This window comes from Singulisphaera photorubra (genome assembly GCF_045290345.1).
Lineage (GTDB): Bacteria > Planctomycetota > Planctomycetia > Isosphaerales > Isosphaeraceae > Singulisphaera.
The window spans coordinates 6,847,522-6,865,422 of record NZ_CP155447.1; the positions used below are offsets into that span (position 1 = coordinate 6,847,522).

General features: G+C 61.5%; 14 protein-coding genes and 1 pseudogene. 5 read left to right on the plus strand and 10 right to left on the minus strand.

The window, feature by feature from the left end; genetic code table 11:
* Positions 1–308 precede the first annotated feature (308 nt).
* Positions 309–782: a hypothetical protein gene (locus tag V5E97_RS25680; protein ID WP_406694439.1), complete on the plus strand. Its 474-nt coding sequence runs from the start codon at positions 309–311 to the stop codon at positions 780–782.
* A gap of 172 nt (positions 783–954) precedes the next feature.
* On the opposite strand, the gene V5E97_RS25685 is transcribed toward V5E97_RS25680, so the two are convergent.
* From V5E97_RS25685 to V5E97_RS25695, 3 genes are all read right to left on the minus strand, one after another.
* Positions 955–1,275 (minus strand): hypothetical protein, encoded by a 321-nt coding sequence (locus V5E97_RS25685; RefSeq protein ID WP_406694440.1) that lies wholly within the window; start codon positions 1,273–1,275, stop codon positions 955–957.
* A 419-nt stretch (positions 1,276–1,694) separates the two neighbouring features.
* Positions 1,695–2,702, minus strand: a complete 1,008-nt coding sequence (locus V5E97_RS25690; protein WP_406694441.1) for a sigma-70 family RNA polymerase sigma factor — start codon at positions 2,700–2,702, stop codon at positions 1,695–1,697.
* A gap of 235 nt (positions 2,703–2,937) precedes the next feature.
* Positions 2,938–3,096, minus strand: a complete 159-nt coding sequence (locus V5E97_RS25695) for a hypothetical protein (RefSeq protein ID WP_406694442.1) — start codon at positions 3,094–3,096, stop codon at positions 2,938–2,940.
* Positions 3,097–3,357: 261 nt separating this feature from the next.
* On the opposite strand from V5E97_RS25695, the gene V5E97_RS25700 reads away from it, so the two are divergent.
* The gene (locus V5E97_RS25700) at positions 3,358–3,573 is read left to right on the plus strand and encodes a hypothetical protein (protein WP_406694443.1); all 216 of its coding nucleotides are present in this window, start codon (positions 3,358–3,360) and stop codon (positions 3,571–3,573) included.
* A 66-nt stretch (positions 3,574–3,639) separates the two neighbouring features.
* On the opposite strand, the pseudogene V5E97_RS25705 reads toward V5E97_RS25700, so the two are convergent.
* Positions 3,640–5,075, minus strand: a pseudogene (locus V5E97_RS25705) (sigma-54-dependent transcriptional regulator).
* A gap of 338 nt (positions 5,076–5,413) precedes the next feature.
* Between V5E97_RS25705 and V5E97_RS25710 the strand changes: the two are divergent.
* A complete protein-coding gene (locus tag V5E97_RS25710) occupies positions 5,414–9,673 on the plus strand; it encodes a PAS domain S-box protein (protein WP_406694444.1) in 4,260 nt (1,419 codons plus the stop codon).
* 110 nt (positions 9,674–9,783) lie between these two features.
* On the opposite strand, the gene V5E97_RS25715 is transcribed toward V5E97_RS25710, so the two are convergent.
* The 6 genes from V5E97_RS25715 to V5E97_RS25740 all read right to left on the minus strand — a co-directional run bounded on the left by V5E97_RS25715 (position 9,784) and on the right by V5E97_RS25740 (position 16,878).
* Positions 9,784–10,194 (minus strand): RrF2 family transcriptional regulator, encoded by a 411-nt coding sequence (locus tag V5E97_RS25715; protein WP_406694445.1) that lies wholly within the window; start codon positions 10,192–10,194, stop codon positions 9,784–9,786.
* A 419-nt stretch (positions 10,195–10,613) separates the two neighbouring features.
* Positions 10,614–11,771: a cystathionine gamma-synthase gene (locus tag V5E97_RS25720; RefSeq protein WP_406694446.1), complete on the minus strand. Its 1,158-nt coding sequence runs from the start codon at positions 11,769–11,771 to the stop codon at positions 10,614–10,616.
* A gap of 83 nt (positions 11,772–11,854) precedes the next feature.
* On the minus strand, positions 11,855–13,255 hold the full coding sequence (locus V5E97_RS25725) for a cystathionine beta-synthase (RefSeq protein ID WP_406694447.1): 1,401 nt from the start codon (positions 13,253–13,255) through the stop codon (positions 11,855–11,857).
* Positions 13,256–13,921: 666 nt separating this feature from the next.
* Positions 13,922–14,950 (minus strand): alcohol dehydrogenase AdhP, encoded by a 1,029-nt coding sequence (gene adhP, locus V5E97_RS25730; RefSeq protein WP_406694448.1) that lies wholly within the window; start codon positions 14,948–14,950, stop codon positions 13,922–13,924.
* Positions 14,951–16,209: 1,259 nt separating this feature from the next.
* Positions 16,210–16,569 carry a hypothetical protein gene (locus V5E97_RS25735; RefSeq protein WP_406694449.1) on the minus strand — a complete coding sequence of 120 codons (360 nt, stop codon included), beginning with the start codon at positions 16,567–16,569 and terminating at the stop codon, positions 16,210–16,212.
* Positions 16,570–16,593: 24 nt separating this feature from the next.
* Entirely contained in the window at positions 16,594–16,878 is a 285-nt protein-coding gene (locus tag V5E97_RS25740) for a transposase (protein WP_406694450.1), read from the minus strand.
* Positions 16,879–16,958: 80 nt separating this feature from the next.
* Here V5E97_RS25740 and V5E97_RS25745 point away from each other — a divergent pair, with 80 nt between their 5' ends.
* Together V5E97_RS25745 and V5E97_RS25750 are read left to right on the plus strand one after the other, a co-directional pair.
* Positions 16,959–17,249, plus strand: coding sequence for a type II toxin-antitoxin system Phd/YefM family antitoxin (locus V5E97_RS25745; protein WP_406694451.1), 291 nt, complete (start codon positions 16,959–16,961; stop codon positions 17,247–17,249).
* 2 nt (positions 17,250–17,251) lie between these two features.
* On the plus strand, positions 17,252–17,572 hold the full coding sequence (locus V5E97_RS25750) for a type II toxin-antitoxin system RelE/ParE family toxin (protein ID WP_406694452.1): 321 nt from the start codon (positions 17,252–17,254) through the stop codon (positions 17,570–17,572).
* Positions 17,573–17,901: the final 329 nt, after the last annotated feature.

Genomic DNA, 17,901 nt, shown 5'->3' on the forward strand with positions numbered 1-17,901 from the left:
GGCTAGGGTGAGCCGACGAATGAGGATCACCTTGTCCCCCCCGACAACCTCGGGACCTGAGCTCAGGAGGCCGCTCCACGAACCGGACCTCGACACCAGTCCACTCCAGCAACTCTCAGACGAAAAACATTGAGACATCATGCTCCGACAATCCCTACCAACATAACCAGACAAGTCATCATTGCTTCTCTATATTTTTTAAATTCCGACTGTATCTCCACATCTCCTTTCTCTATACTGCCAAGCAGAGGAGGGCCCGGTGTCGGGCCTCGGAGTCTGCGATCCGAACCGGGAAGGATGCAAACAAAATGATGACGGCCATGATGGAACGGATGGGAATGACGGCTCCGACCACGAGCATGCCAGGCATGGGTGCCGGCATGATGGGCAGCCCCTCGGCAATGCCGACCGGCATGAACATGATGATGGTGCCCCGTTGCACGATCAAAATGGAAAAGTGCCCGGGCGGAATGAAAATCACCTGCAGTTGCGACGACAAGATGGCCTGCTCCATGATGCAGAGTCTCTGCACCATGCTCGCCGGCGGCATGGTCTCTTGCTGCATGATGATGAACGGCATGATGGTCTGCTCTTGCAACCTCATGATGGGCATGTGCAAGTGCGAGATGACCGAGGACGGCTGCTGCATCACCTGTACCAGTGGCGACGAAGCTTGTGCCGCCATGATTCAGGCCTGCTGCGACTGCTGCGCCACCATGATGAAGGCCGGATGCACCTGCTGCGTCATGATGAACGGCACGCCCGTCTGCTGCGGTTGCTGAGCGAAACCGCGGAAGTGTGGGGAACAAGAACGGCGGTCCGAGGATGCAAGCCGATCACGTTGCGGCTCGTCTCTGAGCAGGCCGCGGCGAAAAAGAGCGGATCGCCTGCCAACCCAGCCAGCCAACGAGCCGGCCACCCTGTGCGATGGGGTGGCCGGCTCGCGTAACTTCATCAGTTGGCGCTGGAGAGCAAACTCTGGAGATGCCAAGGTGGAGCAACACAGGCCTTCGCCTGCTCATAGGCAAGCCGATAGAGTTCCTGAACCCCCAGGTTGAAGCCCATCTCGCCAAATCGCCCCACCATCAAGGAAGTCGGACACACCATGAAGCCCTGAACCGAAATCTCGGTCGCAGCCGCGCGGGAACGGGGGATGGATCCAATCTCACCTTCACCAAAAATCCGCTGGGCAGTCATGGGACAGAACTCCGAGGAGGGCGAAGTTGGTCGCCGCTTGGCTTCATTCTCTACCAACATTATCGACTTAATCGCCATTAAGGCAAATCTCTTTTTCCATTTTCTTGGAAGTCTCCTCAGAACCAAGACTTAGAATCACCATGATTCACCCGCTTAACCCCCATGGCAGGACAAACACAATCCCAACAACCCCTTCCCGAGGCCCATCTCGACCAGAACGATTGAATTAGGACATTCCTGACGATCCTTGGCGCCATGGCATACCTCGACGGCGTGCGTGCCTAACCCAAGGGGTGAGCCCGCTGCTTTCCACGTCGAGGTCGTTGCGCAACTTAATGAGAGCCATGGTTCAATCGAGGCGCGGGGCCTCGGAACCAATGCTCGCCGGCGGCAGGGGTTCTGGCGGCCCGATGAGGAACGGCACGCTCGGGTCCCGCGAACGTGGAAATCGACGGCTCTGCTCGCCCCGTTCCCCCAGTGTCTTTCCACCGAGGCAATCAGGCCAACAGCGCAACGATCTCATGATCACGCGCGAGGCCGCGGAGCTTTTCCTGAGCCCGCGCCTCGATCTGGCGGACACGTTCCTTCGTGACCCCCAGTTCCTGGCCCAACTGGGTCAGCGTCTGCTCGCATGCGCCTCCGATTCCGTAGCGGCCGATGAGGACACGCCGCTCGCGGTCGCCGAGTCGAGCCAGCAACCTCGCCACGGTCAGTTGCCTCTGCTCCTGGACGTCCGAATGCTCCGGAGCTTCGGTGCGGGAATCGGAGGCGAGGGCGAGGATATCGTCTTGGCCAAGGAGGAAATGAGCCTGACGATCACTTTTGGCGTGGGAGGCTCGCGCCAGTTGATTGCGGATAGCCCAGGTCGCATAGGTGCTGAACTTATTGCCGCGAGCGTAGTCGAACGTCTCAACCGCTCGGAACAGCACGAGGTTCCCATCGCTGACCCGCTCGAACAGATCGTCCTGGGAGCCGAGGTTCCGCCTCGCGATCGAGACGACCAGGCGCAGGTTGGCACGCACGAGTTGGCCTCTGAGAGCGAGCGCCTCGGCCTGGTCACGCTCAATCTCATCAAGGTCCTCGGTTTGCGCGTGCTCCGGATCGATCTGGGCGCGGAGACGGCTGGCGCGGAACTTCAGGTAGTTCATCTTGCGAAACAGATGGGCCTCCTGCTCGCGCGTCAGGAGGGGGGCCTCGTCATAGAGGCTGGCCAGGTAAGGAGGCATCCCCACGGGGGGTTTGCTGCGACGTGTGGTCTGAGCGGCGGTCGGCGCGGGCATCGGGGCGAGGATCGCGTCCTGAGCACCCGGGTCGTCAAAACTGGGGTGGCCGATGTACGAGAGCTCGGTGCCGAGGAGACGGCGGGCTCGAATCGTGTCGGCGAGTGGATCAGAGTGGGCGCGAGCCCGGTCGAAGGCCTCGGCCGCAATGCTCGGACCTGGGCTTCGACCGAACGTCCGCCAGACGGGCGACGGCCCACAAGTCGTCACCGAGAGTGCGCTCATGCTTAAATCTCCAGGGCGCGTCGATTCCTGCGCTGGACGGGCGGAGGGGCCGGCTTCAACGTGACAGGAGATCCGGCAATGACCAGCATTCTGGTAGCGACACGAGGACTTCACTTGCTTGAGTTGCACGATCAAACCTGGGAATCCATCCGATTCTCGGGCGTGGCGGATCCCACCAACGTCGTGAGCCGGCCTCGCGCCGGCTCACGACGTAGATCGGTGCCACCTCTTTCATTCAGGCCGCCGCGCGACCGGCTCCCCCCTCTGGAGGAGGGAGCGGGTCCCGTGTCCGCTCGACAAATCCCAGAAAGCGGGCGAACCGCCGCTGCCGGTGGCGTGCATACCAGGTCTGGCGGGTCCGATCGCGGGTTCGCCTCGCTCGCGTTCCATCCACAGCGTCTCTCCCTAAGTACAAAGCGCCCCCGGCCGGCCACTCCCGGTGTGGGCGAAATCTCAAAGGTGAAAATCTTCAAAATGGAGTCATTCGCCCACCAGCCGGCGATCCCAAATGCGATCCCCGACCGCTGGTTTGCCCACCGGAGCGAGCCCCGTGCAATGTCATCAAAACTTGTGGCGAACGATGACTTCGGAACAACCAGAGATAATGGCGGAGGGGGGGGAACCTCGATGCCCCGTCTCGCGGTCGATCACGCCGATGAAGTCTTCACGCATCGAGCGTGCCAAGGCATTTGTCAGCACCGCAATTTCTTATACTTCACTGATCTCCGCGCCAATCTCTCCGCCTTGGCTGGCGATCCAAGCTTCTATTTCAGAAGCCTTTAAATCACATGGGCGATTCGTCTCAACGGCCGGCGAGATCGACAACAAAATCCACGAAGTCGGAAATTCCGGGCGCGCCCCCGAACCGTGAGCTTGAGGATTTTTCTTCCCTGGCTGGTGAGAATGGTCCTACCCTGGCGTTGGAGAAGGCCCGCCCTCAAGTAGGCTCGTCCTTATCTCCCTCAACGGATCGCGTAATGGAGAGGCCCAGTTCCCGCAGCTTCAGACGTAGCGTCCGAGGCGCGATTCCCAGGATCCGAACGGCCTGGAGCTGGTTTCCCTCGGTCAATCGGAGCACTTGGGCGAGGAGATATCGGTCGACATGCTGATGCACCTCTTGGTAGAGGTCGCTGACTCCGGCCTGGAGTCGTTGGTCAATCCAGGCTTCGATCCGCGGCTCGGCCGCGGCCGCCGCGGCCGGCTTGGGAAGGCTGAGATCGGGGAGAAATTCGGGAATCAGGACCGGGCCGCTCGACTGGAGCATGGCTTGCTTCAAAACGCTCTGCAACTCGCGAATGTTCCCCGGCCAGTGATACTGGCGGAGCTTCCTCATCGCCGCCGGGGTAATCCCCCTGAGTTCGCGCCCGAGTTGTCGGTTGAACCGGCGCATGTAGTGCTGCACCAGGAGAGGGAGGTCATCGCCCCGTTCGCGCAACGGCGGCAAGTGGATTGTGAACCCACTTAACCGATAGATCAGATCGAGGCGGTACTTCCCTTCCGAGGCGAGCACCTCCAGGTCGTGGTTGGTCGCCGCGATCAGCCGGACGTCAGTTCGAACAGTCTCGTTGCCACCGACGCGTTCGAAGGTCTGCTCTTGCAACAGCCGCAGCATCTTGGCCTGTGTCGCCAGCGGCATGTCGCCAACCTCATCTAGAAAGAGCGTGCCGCCGTTACACTGCTCAAACTTGCCGATACGTTTGCGATCAGCACCGGTGAACGCTCCTTTCTCGTGGCCGAACAACTCACTCTCCTGGAGCAGTTCGGGAATGGCGGCGCAGTTGATGGCCAGGAAGGGCGCCAGGGCTCGCACGCTGTGCTGATAGATGGCGCGTGCCACCAATTCCTTGCCCGTGCCGCTCTCGCCGGTGATCAGTACGGTCACCTCCTGGCCAGCCACCCGGCCAATTGCCTTGTAGACCTCGATCATCGCCGGGCAGCGGCCAATGATCGAGTCACCGCGGTCCTCGTCGGGGGCGTTTCGGCGACTTCGGCCGGCTCGCGGGCCAGCCGCGACAGTTCCAGCGCCTGGCCGATCACAAGGCGAAGGCGCCGGAGATCGACCGGCTTGGAGAGGTAATCGTAGGCCCCCTGCTTCATCGCCTCGATCGCGGAGTCGGCGTCCGTGGCGTCGGTAATGAAGATCACGGGGATCCGTGCATCGACCTGACGGAGCAGCCGATAGACTTCCAGCCCGGACATGTCGGGCAGCCGGAGATCGAGCAAGATGACGTCCGGCGTCCGCGCGGTGGCCTGGCGGACCCCGTCTTGACCGGCCAAGGCCACGCGAATCTCATAGCCGGCCCCGCCGAAGATATGGGCCAACTGTTCCTGGATCAGATCCGGGTTGTCATCGATGAGCAAGACGCTGGCCATGGTGCACCTCGAGGGGGACGTCTCGACCTCGAAACGCCGGCTGAACCACCGCTTCGTCAGCCGAAGACGGTCCGCCAATGAAGCTGCCCCGCTCGATACCGCCCCTCACCGAACAACCTCGCACAAAAGATCTTCGCCATCGGGTTGAAGCGATCTCTTGATCTTACTCCTCCTCATCGCCAACCGCATCAGGCGACGGTCCATCTTCTCGCCTCGGCCACCGACCTCGTCCTGTGTCTCCGCACCCTGCGGTCGGGTAACATAAAGCCAAGCCCGAATGCAAATTCAAACGATCGGCTCTGTCCTGATCAAGGGTCGCTTGGCCCTCTGAGGTCGGCATGCACGACAATCCCCGCGCCCGACGAGTTGCCTACGGCGTCGCGTTGCTCAATGTTGTGGTCGCGATCCTGGTCCAACGCCACCTTACGTCCATCCTGGGCGACAGAGCCCTGTACATCACGTTCTTCCCGGCGATCCTGGTCGCCGCGTATCTCGGTGGCTTCTGGCCCGGGTTCCTGGCAACCGCACTGAGCGCCATGGCCGTCGCCTTTTTTTTTATCGAACCGCTATACGCTCTCCGGATCAAAGGCATCGCCGACGCGACCACTCTGCCCCTTTTCCTGCTGATCGGCACGGTCATCAGCGTCTTGAGCGAAGCGTTGCACCGCGCCTGGCGACGCATCGTGGCCGAAGAGCGTAACCGGGCCGAAGAAGTGATGGAGCGTCTTTTCAACCTCTCCCTCGACCTGATCTGCATCGCCGGGACCGATGGCTACTTCAAACGGGTAAACCCCGCCTTCCACCACGTTCTGGGTTGGGCGGAGAGGGACCTGATCGCCCAACCGTTCCTCCACTTCGTCCACCCGGATGACGTCGAGGCCACCCTCCGTGAAATGCAGACCCTCTCCACCGGCGTCCCGACCACCTCCTTCGAGAACCGCTATCGCAACATCGACGGCACCTACAAGCACCTCGTCTGGTCCGCCTCCCCCGAGTTGCGGACCGGTTTGATCTATGGCATCGCGCGAGACGTCACCCAGGCCAAGCTCGCCGAGCGGGAACTGCAGCGGGCCAAGGAGGCGACGGAGGCCGCCCAGGCCCGGGAAATTTCCATCCTGGAGAGCATCACTGACGCCTTTTACGCGCTCGACCGCGACTGGCGCTTCACCTATCTCAATCCCAAGGCCAGCTCGCTTCTGAGTCCGTTGCGGGGCAATCTCTTGGGCAAGGTGTTCTGGGAGGAGTTCCCCGAGGCGATCGGCTCGACATTCGGCCGGAACTTCCACGAGGCACGCGACACCGGCCGGACCGTCACGTTCGAGGAGTATTACCCGCCGTTAGAACTGTGGTTCGAAGCCCGGGTCTACCCCTCGGCTGAAGGCTTGTTGGTCTACTTTCGCGACATGACCGAGCGCAAGCAGGCCGAGAAGGCCTTGCGCGACAGTGAACATCGTTGGCGCAGCCTGACCGAGGCGATACCGCAGTTGATCTGGACCACTCGACCGGACGGTGTGGCGGACTACTTCAGCAGCCAGTGCACAAAATACTCGGGGCTCCCGGAGAGCGAGCTGCTCATCCCAGGGCGCTGGCTGGAATTGCTGCACCCAGAGGATCGGGAATACTGCCGGAAAACCTGGGCCGACTCCGTCAAAGAGGGTCGCAACCACGAAGTGGAAATGCGGATCCGGCGGTCGGACGGCGCCTATCGCTGGTTCAATAACCGCGGAGTCGCCGTCCGGGACAACAACGGCACCCCGACCAAATGGATCGATTCATGTACTGACATCCATGAAATAAAACATTTAGAGGAGGAAAGGAGAGAGAACCAGGAGCGCCTACAGGCGGCCCTGTCGGCCTCGAGGACGGGCACCTATCGCTGGAACATCCGTACGGGAGCGGTCGATAGTGACGAGAGCCTCAACCACCTCTTCGGCCTGGCGCCCGGCCAATCCCTGAACCAACTTGAGGACTTTTTCCGACTCATCCACCCCGAAGACCTGGCTCCTGCCGTCGAGAAATGCCGCCGCTGCGCGGAGGAGGGAGCGGACTTCGTAATGGACTTCCGAGTCAACTGGCCCAACGGCAGTCTCCGCTGGCTCGCCGACCGGAGCAAGACGTATCTCGACGCCGATGGCAGACCGCTCTACGTCACCGGAGCGTGCGTGGACATCACCGACCGCAAGCGGGTTGAAGACGAACTGCGACACAGCGAGGAGTTGTTCCGGAACTACTTCGAATTGTCGTTGACGCCCATGGCGATCACCACGCCGGAAAAGAACTGGATCCAGGTCAATGACAAATTATGTGAGCTCCTGGATTACACTCGTGAAGAATTGCGGACCTTGACCTGGGACGAATTGACCCACTCCGACGACCTTGCCACCGACATTGGCCGGTTCGAGGAGTTGATGCGGGGAGAAATCGACGGCTATTCGCTCGAGAAGCGTTTCGTGAGCAAGAAGGGCCGACTGGTATCCACCATCATGTGCGTTCGGGCCGTAAGCCGGGATGACGGCACGACCGAATACTGTCTCGCCCAGTTGCTTGACATCACCCCTCAGAAACAGATCGAGAAAGAACTACGGCAAGCCAAGGAGGCGGCGGAATCGGCAAACCATGCCAAGGATGTGTTCCTTGCCAACGTCAGCCATGAAATCCGCACTCCCATGAACGCCATTCTCGGCATGACCGAACTGACCCTCGACACCCCCCTGAGCGAGGATCAACGCAAGCATCTGATGATCGTCAAGACTTCGGCCGAAGCTCTGCTCAGCGTGATCAATGACTTGCTCGACTTCTCCAAGATCGAGGCTGGCAAGCTCGAACTCGACTTCGCCGACTTCTCGCTCCGACGGGTACTCGGGGAGACCTTGAGGGCGTTGGCATTCCGCGCCCACCGGAAAGGACTGGAGCTCGTCTGCCAGATCCAGCCCGACGTCCCCGACCCCCTGATCGGCGACGCAGGCCGGTTGCGACAGGTCCTGCTCAACCTCATCGGCAACGCGATCAAGTTCACCGAACAGGGCGAGGTCGTGGTTCGGGTCGAGTCCGAGCCCACGGACTCGGTTCTGCCGGGACCTGGGTTGCAGCCCTCACAGGGATTGCGGTTCTCGATCCGAGACACCGGCATCGGCATCTCTCTCGACAAACAGTCGAAGATCTTCCAGGCCTTCGAACAAGCGGACCCGTCGACCACCCGCAAGTACGGGGGGACCGGTCTGGGCCTGTCCATTGCCTCGCAACTGGTGGCGTTAATGGACGGCCAGATCACCCTTGAGAGCACCCCTGGCCAGGGCAGTACGTTCTGCTTCACGGTCCACTTCGCCAAGCAAGCCCATCCAACGGACCACCCCTTCGAACGGCCGCTCGTCGACCTGAACGGCTTGCGCGTCCTGATCGTCGATGACAACGCGACCAACCGCCAGATCCTCGAGGAATCGTTGCGCGGCTGGAAAACCGAACCGATGGCGGTGGGAGATGGTCTCAAGGCCCTGGACGCGTTATGGCGGGGGGTCGCGCTGGGCCGGCCCTTCTCGCTCGTCCTGCTCGACGCGCGGATGCCCGGCACCGACGGCTTGGCCCTCGCCGCCAGGATCCTCCAGAGCCCCGAGCTGTCCGCCAGCCGGATCATCTTGTTGACCTCTGAAGATCTCCATGGCGACATCGCCCGTTACCGCGCGTTAGGCATCGCGGCCTACACGATGAAGCCGGTTCAACAGGAAGAGCTGCTGGAGATCATCCACCGAGTCCTGTCCCGTCCGACGCCCGCCGAACTGAGCACACCGACGGCGACGGCGATCACCACTGCCCCAGGCGAATCGACACGTCGGCTGCGCGTGCTGGTGGCCGAGGACAACCCGCTCAACCAGGAACTCGTCGAGCATCTCCTGCGCCGTCGCGGGCACGACGTTGTGGTTGTGGGTGACGGCCAAGCAGCCCTCGCCACCCTGGATCAGGACCAATTTGACCTGTCCCTCCTCGACGTCCACATGCCCGAGTTCGATGGGTTTCAGGTCATTGAAGCCCTGCGACACCGGGAGCAGTCCACGGGCGGTCACCTCCCTGTGATCGCGATGACCGCCCTGGCGATGAAGGGGGACCACGAACGTTGCTTACAGGCAGGCATGGACGACTATCTGGCCAAGCCGATCCGTGCTTCCGACCTCTTCGCTGTGATCGATCGCGTGCTGGCCGCACACCCCGAGCCGCACCCTCGCCCGCAACCCCAGACTCTGCTCGACCCGGGCACCTTGCAAGCGGCCTGCGACGACGATCCAACGCTGCTCGGAAAGCTATGCCTGGTCTTCCTGGCCAAATCCCCCGACGCCCTGGCGCGGGTCCGCAACGCGATCATCGAGGGCGATTCAGCGCGGTTGCAAGAGGCGGCCCACCATCTCCGCGGACTCCTCTCAACCTTCTCGGCGACAGCCGCCCATGCGGCCTTGAAGCTCGAGGAGGTCGGGGCCAGCGGACAACTCGACGCCGCCCCGCCAATCCTTGACGGCCTGACGGAAATGGTCAGACGACTTGTCCCGTTGCTGGATAACCTCTCCATTGAGCAGTTGCGGCGCTATGCGGAAAACGGGGGATCCCCCTGAGCCACAACGATCGGAACCAGGCCGGATCGCGTCGCTTTGAGGCCAGCAACAAGAAAATCCTGACATCCACACAACCCAATCTAACCAATGCTTTGCTTCCAACCTTCTTGTCAGATGACCCAATCAGGGGGCGAGGAGAGATCGGCGAGCTGCGCCATGGATGTTTGTGAGAGCACGCGCCGCTCCGCCGAGCGAATGCGATCGAGGACGGCGGCCAGGACGCGCGAGGCCAGGTTTTGCTCCTCGCGGGGAGACTGATCGGGTCCCTCGATCGCATGAATGACCTCGAGCAGAGAGATCGTCTGAGCGGGCCGGGCCAGGCGATACCCCCCCAGCGACCCACGCGTGCTCCGGACTAGGTTGGCCGCCTTGAGCTGGAGCAAGATCTGCACCAGATATTTCTCTGGGATCCCATTGCCCTCGGCAATCACACGGGCACGGACCGGCGACTCGTCCTGATCCTGCCGCGCCAGGGCAATAATCGCCAGACAAGCATACTCAACCTTGGCCGAGAGCTTCATCGCGGTATCCCTCCCGACAAGGCGTATAAGGGGACTGAAATCGTAAGTGCATGAGTACGGCCCCTCAAACTCCCGGACCCCATTCTTCCCTGACAGCCCCCGACGGCTTCACAAACCCGGGCGGGCTCTGGCCAAAGCTCGATTTAGCCAATCCCGACCGACTAAGTCAAGTTATATCACACAATGTCGACCAAGTTAATAGGGTTTAATTCCAAAACCAGGAGAAACGGCGGGGTCTTGATGGGAACGGCCCTTGGGAGGGTGCGGGGGCGAGGACGATTCTCAATCGAGGCAGATTGAACGCCAAGGTGATTTTCGACGGCTGGGTCGCTGTGCGAGCGACCCCGAACGGCCGGGCCAGCCGTGCTTTGAAAAAAATGGCCCGGCCGGTGGAAATCCAACGGGCGCCGGTCGACTGATTAAGAAGCGAAGGCTTGCCGCAGGTCTTCCTGAAGGTCCTGGACGTCTTCGATGCCGACGCTGAGGCGCACCAAGCCATCGTCGACGCCGCGTGCCTTGCGGATCTCGGCCGGGATACTGGCGTGCGTCATGGTGGCGGGGTGGCTGATCAGCGACTCGACTCCGCCGAGACTCTCGGCCAGGCTGAAGAGCCTGGTTCGCGTGAGCAAATGCCTGGCTGCTTCACCTCCACCGGCCAGACTGATGCTGATCATGCCACCGAAGTCGCGCATCTGCCGGCGGGCCAGTTCGTGGTTCGGGTGCGAGGATAGTCCCGGGTAGTAGACCCGGTCGACGCCAGGCTGCTTGGCGAGCCAAGGAGCAAGGTGCGCGGCGTTGGCGCAGTGCCGGTCCATCCGGACCGCGAGGGTCTTTGCGCCTCGGAGCACCAGCCAGGAGTCGAAGGGACCAGGGACACCCCCCGCGGCGTTCTGATAGAACCGGATCGGCTCGAGGAGTGCGCGCGAGCCGATCACGGCCCCGCCGACCACGTCGGAGTGGCCGCCCAGATATTTGGTCGTGCTATGCACCACGAGATCGGCCCCAAGCCGGAGCGGCTGTTGCAAATACGGAGAGGCAAACGTGTTATCCACCGCGAGCAAGGCCCCTGCCTTGTGTGCGATCTCGGCAATCGCCGCGATGTCGAGAACCTGCAGCAGGGGGTTCGTCGGCGTTTCGATCCAGATCAGCTTCGTGGCGGGCGTGACGACCCGGGCAAACCCTTCGGGGTTGATGTCGTCGGTGTACCGGGCGATCAGTCCCCACTGCTTGAAGACCCGCTCCAGCAGCCGGTAGGTCCCGCCGTAGAGGTCGGAAGCGGCGACCACTTCGTCCCCGGGTCGCAAGGTCAAGAGAACCGCCGTGCTGGCGGCCAGGCCTGACGCAAACGCAAGTCCCTGCTCGCCCCCCTCAAGGGCGGCAAGACAGGTCTCCAAGGCCGCGCGGGTCGGGTTCCCACTGCGCGAGTACTCGTAGCCCTTGTTCTCCCCGGGCGCCTCCTGAGTGAACGTCGAAGTGGCATAAATGGGCACGACCGTCGCCCCCGTGGCGGGGTCGGCAGCCTGCCCCTCGTGGATGGCGAGGGTGGAAAAACCGTGGGCTCGCGACTCTTCGGTCATGGGTCTTGTCTCGCTGGAAAACGCCGCGGGCGGGAACTCCCGGCCTTGCCGCCCGCGATTCGATTCAATTCGATGAGAAGGTCTCAGCGGCCGGGCGCCTTGTTCCAGTACTGGACCAGGTCGATCCGGGTAATGATGTCGAGCACAATCCCGTCCGATACGGCCAGGACCCCGGTGTTACCGGCCAGGAGCAGCCGATAGGCCTCGTCGAGATGGACCGAGACGTCAACCTGCGGCAACGGGCGTGCCATGATCTCACCCAGCGTGACCTTGCTCGGATCGCCGCCGTCGTGCAAGGCGCGGGCGAGAGTGATCTCCTGGATGCTCCCGACCGGCTGACCGTCGCGGAGCACGGGCAACTGCGAGATCCCGACCGATTGCAAAAGTTCGACCGCCAGCGCAACCGTGTCTTCCGGCCGGACCGAGACCAAGGCCCGCAAGCCACGGGTCCGGAGCAGGTCGGCCACCGTATGCGGCGGCGGAACGTCCCACCCGAGGTGCTGCTCCGCCAGCCAGCGATCATCAAAAAATTTACTCATATAGTTGCGCCCGGTGTCGGGGCAGAGCGCAACGATCAGGTCGTCGGGGCCGAGCCGCCGGGCGTAGCGCAAGGCCGCGGCGACGGCCGTGCCACTCGATCCACCGGCGAGGATCCCCTCACGCCGCGCCAGGGCCCGGGCCGTGTGAAACGACTCGGCGTCACCGACACGCAGCCACTCGTCGACCATCTGGCCGTTGAGCGTCTTGGGCACGAAGTCCTCGCCGATCCCCTCAACCTTCCAGGGGCGCGGGGAATCACCCGAGAGGACCGAACCTTCGGGGTCGGCCCCGATGATCCGGACCTCGGGATTTTGCTCCTTGAGGTAGCGGCCGACGCCGGAGATCGTTCCGCCGGTGCCCACCCCCGCGACAAACGCGGTGATCCGCCCTTCGGTCTGTTCCCAGATTTCCGGGCCGGTGGTGCGGTAATGGATCTCGGGGTTCGCCATGTTGCCGAACTGGTTGGGGCGCCAGGCTCCGGGGACCTCGCGGGCCAGGCGGTCGGCGACGCCGTTGTAGCTCTCGGGAGAGTCGGGGGGAACTCCCGTGGGGGTGATCACAATCTCCGCGCCGTAGGCCTTGAGCAGGCGGATCTTCTCATCGCTCATCTTATCGGGCAGAACAAAGATGCAGCGGTATCCCTTGATGGCGGCGGCCATCGCCAGCCCGACCCCGGTGTTGCCGGCCGTCGCCTCGATGATCGTACCGCCCGGCCCGAGTCGCCCGGTGCGCTCGGCCTCGTCGATCATCGCAATCCCGACGCGGTCCTTGATGCTCCCGCCAGGGTTATTCCCCTCGACCTTGGCCCAGACCTGCGCCGGCAGCCCCTCGCCAAGCCGCGAGAGCCGGACCAGCGGTGTCTTGCCGATGTAATCGAGCAAGCTCCGCTGGCTCGCCCCCGCCTCGCGATCGGTTGCCATCCTGACCCCCTGCTCTTTTTCCATCTCAGGCTCCTCCCCAAGGGAAAAGCGGCCGCGGCACGGCGACCCGAGATCTGGCAAAGGTACGTTCGGCGTTCCCTCACCCCTCTCACCATCGGCCCACTGACTTCACGGACTTCAGGAGAACACCCCTATCTTGATCGAACCCGTCAAGATCAATCAAGCCTCGCTCCCGATTCCTTCGGAAGTGACCCTAACTGGGGTTCTTATACTTGCCTTTTTGAGTTCGCTCGCCCTCAAGGCGAGCGGGGAGTGTAAGCGCCCTGTCTTTTTGCGCCTTCGCCTGGAATGATAACGACGGGGAGCGTGGAAGAAAGAAAAGACAAAACGCCCCGGCCGCCCGAGTGAATCCCAACGTCCGGGCCGGGCGGTCTACCACGGCCGGTGCGACTCTCCGCGTTCAATGAGTCGCGTCAGGCGTTCAGTCCCCCGGCCATGCACCTCACTTGGGAAGTCTGGGAGATTCGGCAAAGATGGGTGCACACTCGCTCGGCTTGACGGATTGCCCAGGCTCCCCGTCGTATCCACTTTAGGTGCCTGGCTACTAATCCCCGCTCATGCCTTCTTGTGCGGCTGCCCGACCTGTATTCGAACTCATTAAATGATGTGCAAGACCAGGGCGGCACAGCCGCGATCATCCACCAGAAAATCAAAATATAATGCGACGTGTTAGGATCGAAAATCCAGGACGATCCGGCCTTCGATCTGTCCGTTGCGCATTCGCTCAAACACGTCATTGATGTTTTCGAGTTTGTCGGTCGTAATGGTCGCCTTGACCTTACCCTCCCCCGCGAAGCCGAGCGCCTCCTTGAGGTCGAGGCGGGTCCCGACGATCGAGCCGCGGACCGTGGTGCCGGCCATGACCATGTCAAAGACCGAGAGTGGGAACGAGCCGGGTGGCAGGCCGAGGAGGGCGACCGTCCCGCCTCGGCGGAGCATGCCCATTGCCTGTTCGAAGGCCTTGAGGGAGACCGCCGTGACGAGCACCCCGTGCGCTCCGCCGGTCTCCTTCTTGATGGAGGCCACCGGTTCGGTTTTGAGGACGTTCACCGTCACCTTCGCGCCGAGCTTGCGTGCCAGGTCGAGCTTCGCGTCATCCACGTCCACCGCGGCGACGTGGAGCCCCATGGCGACCGCATACTGCACCGCCATGTGCCCGAGGCCGCCGATGCCCGAGATGACGACCCACTGGCCGGGCTTGGCCTCGGTGACTTTCAGTCCTTTGTAGACCGTCACGCCCGCGCAGAGCACCGGTGCGATCTCGGCGAAGTCGACCGTGTCGGGCAGGCGTCCGACGAAGTCAGGGTCGGCGATCACGTACTCGGCGAAGGTGCCGTTGGTCGAATACCCCGTGTTCTTCTGCGACTCGCAGAGGGTCTCGAACCCGGCCATGCAGTAGTCGCAGTGCCCGCACGACGAATGGAGCCAGGCCGCACCGACGCGGTCGCCCTCCTTGAGGTAGGTCACCTCGGAGCCGACAGCAGCCACGACCCCCGCCCCCTCGTGGCCGGGGATGAACGGAAGCATCGGCTTGATCGGCCAATCGCCTTCGACGGCGTGCAAGTCGGTATGGCAGACGCCGGAGGCCTCGATCTTGATCAGGATCTCCCGAGGCTTCGGCTCCGGGACCGGAACGTCCTCGATCACCAGTGGCTGGCCGAACGCGCGGGCCACGGCCGCTTTCATCGTCTTTGCCATGATGCTTCCTTCTCGTGTGATGTCAAGCAACCGGATTTCGAAGCAATTTTCGCGCCAGAGCGTTGGCCGCAAAAAGGGGTCGGGAGTGAATGGCACGAGGATAGCGTAAACACTATTATTCAAAAAAAAACCTATGCCGACTGACAAATTATATAACCAAGCGATTTCATGCTTTGCTGCATGATATAATCCCGCGTTTCATCAGACGCCTGGCTGCCCACCGCGGCATCCTCAACAGCGGATGGGGCTTGGGACGCCGCTTCACTGCTCGCGGCTCATACCGGTCCGGACGATCCACCAACTTCTTCTTGCCGATCAACTCCAACAGTCGCGACAGATCCGCTTCGATCCACGCGGGATCGTACAGATGACTCTCCTCGAACGCGCACGTGGTGTGGACCGCTCCCATGAAGCTCAGCGTCCGCGGCTTCACCTGCTTGGCCCGTAGACCGATAAGGTCCGGACCGATAAGGGGACATTCGTCAATTTTGCCGCTATATAGACAAAATGGGATAATATAAAGAAAGAGTCTTGCAAGAATGCTTTTATCTAGCTTACGCAGACTGCCTCAAGAATTAGGAATGTCCTCTTTAAGCCCCCCTTTAAGCCCCCCATTAAGCCCTCCTCGACAGGATGCTTCGAGGCTCGCCGCCCCGCGACCGTCGCGGCGATGATCAGTCGACCGATCGGTATACACCGGGAGATTTGGGAGGTTTATAGGACCGCAGGATGCAGGAAGCGACCGTGTCCACCCAGACCGTGAATAGACCTAGCATGGCACCCACTACGGCCGCTCCGAGTCCAACGTCTATCTCCAGTGCGTTCCCTGCCACGGTTCCCCCAATGCCGATGAACTTCGCCAGTGCCGCGCCAGTGATTGCTCCGCACGTGACGCCTGCTGCCAATCGCTGCCGCTTACCCGCCATCCGTATTCCAATCACTGCCCCCACTATGGGAGCCTCCCAGGCTAACGCGTAAAGTCCCTCGCGTCGCATGCCCCACGCCGCGATCGCAGCAATCGCGACAATCACCATTAACGAACGAACTCTTAAACGACCAGCAACCATAAATAAACATAGATATCCGCAGAATATTCGCCTATCCCGGACATCGGTCGAGAAAGGATGGACCGGAATCCGGCATCTTGCAGCAGCATATCAAGGCGTTGCGGTTTTACAATAGCGGTCGAAAAAGGGGTCGAGCGGGGCCGAAAAAGGGGTCGGGAGTCGTTTCTGACGCTGCGGCGTTTGAATTCCCGTTTACCCTGGGGATTTCCTCGGACGGCCACGGCCACGCAAGGTCGATCCCAGCCCGAGCGTTTTCGCGGTCTCCTGCTGCCAGCGGTCCTCGCCGAAGGGCGTTCCGCAGGGCGTTCCGCGAACCACCGAGCGACGGAGGGCCTGCAGCTCCGCTTCGGTTTCCGGCTGGTTCACGAACGCCGTCCACTGCCGAGGACGGGGGAACGGCCAGGCCTCTGCCAGAGTCACCGAGGCGACCTGCTGCCGACGCTGCCAGAGACTTCCCCAGCGCCAGTCCTCTGCCCGGGAGGCCAGGTGCGCCCGCAAGGCGTTCCGCTCCACGTACCGGCTCACGGTAAGCAAGTGCTCGTCGTCTTGCATCGGAAACGACTTGAATCATCCCTGCTAGAGCGGACCGGTTCCCGACGTCTGATGCGCGGCATGCCAACGCTGCGTGTGCGTCACGGTCAGCCACCGCAGAGACTCGGAGAGGTCGCCGTCGTGCTCCGGCCAGAGCACCAGATGCCAATGATTGGGCATCACGCAAAAATAGAGCACCCGCATCGGAATCTGGTCCCGGGCCTCTTCCAGCACGCGCTCGAACGCGGCGTAGTCGCCTTCGTTCCGGAACAGCGTTCCCCGACCCACGGCCCGATTCAGCGATCTCTTTTCCGCCACCCACCCACCCATGCACCCAAAATCCCAACTTGTCTTAGGCCCCCGGATGAGGCAACATCAAATTTGATGCAAATTGCGTGCGAGGAGTAGCCATGCTGGATTTAAATCGAGACATCGATTCACTATCGAATTTCAAGCGAAACACGCCCGAATTCCTCCGTCAGTTGAAGGAGTCGGGGCATCCCGTCGTATTGACCATCAACGGCAAGGCGGAATTGGTGGTCCAGGACTCAGCTTCATATCAGCGTCTGCTTGAACTAGAGGAGAAGGCCGAACGCATGGAGGCCCTTCAGGCGTCCCTTGCCGACATGAAAGCGGGCCGGGTGATTCCAGCAGAAAGCATGCTAGCGGAAATGCGGCAGATTCTCGCCGAGAAACAGTAACGGTGATTTACCGCGTCATCGTCACCGCCAGGGCGAACGTCGATACGATTGCGGCGTTTCGGTTCAAGACCGAGCAATCTACCCAAGCTGCCGCACGCTGGCTTGCTGGTTTAGAAAAGGCCATCGCCAAGCTGAGTAAATTCCCTGAGCGGCATCCCATCGCTGAAGAAGAATCGGAGCGTTTGGGCATTACGCTCCTTCAGATGATTTACGGCAAAAAACCGGGTACCTACCGTCACCTCTTTTCCATCGAGGACGACGCGATTGTTTTGCACTACATCCGTCACAGTGCCCGCAACCTGATCGATCCTGAAGAGGCTTAGCCAGGCAAAGCCCCCTCCCTTACACCGGGTCCGCGAAAGAGAGGAAAAAGGGGTCGGGAGTGAATGGCACTAGCTTAAGACGCATTTCTTTGTCCTTAAATGACTTGTAGCTCTTACTCCGCGGCCTACACAAAATTCATGCAGACATGTGCCGTAGCGCACTTGACTACGAAACGAGCGGCTTTCAGCTTATTGAAACTGTGTTCATTAATTTAAACCTCGTGCACAGCAACCCGATATTCAGCACAAAGCCATGTAGCACAGAGGCTTGCGCCAAAGATGGCGTCATTCACTCCCGACCTCTTTTCTTCGACCGATTACCACTCGTA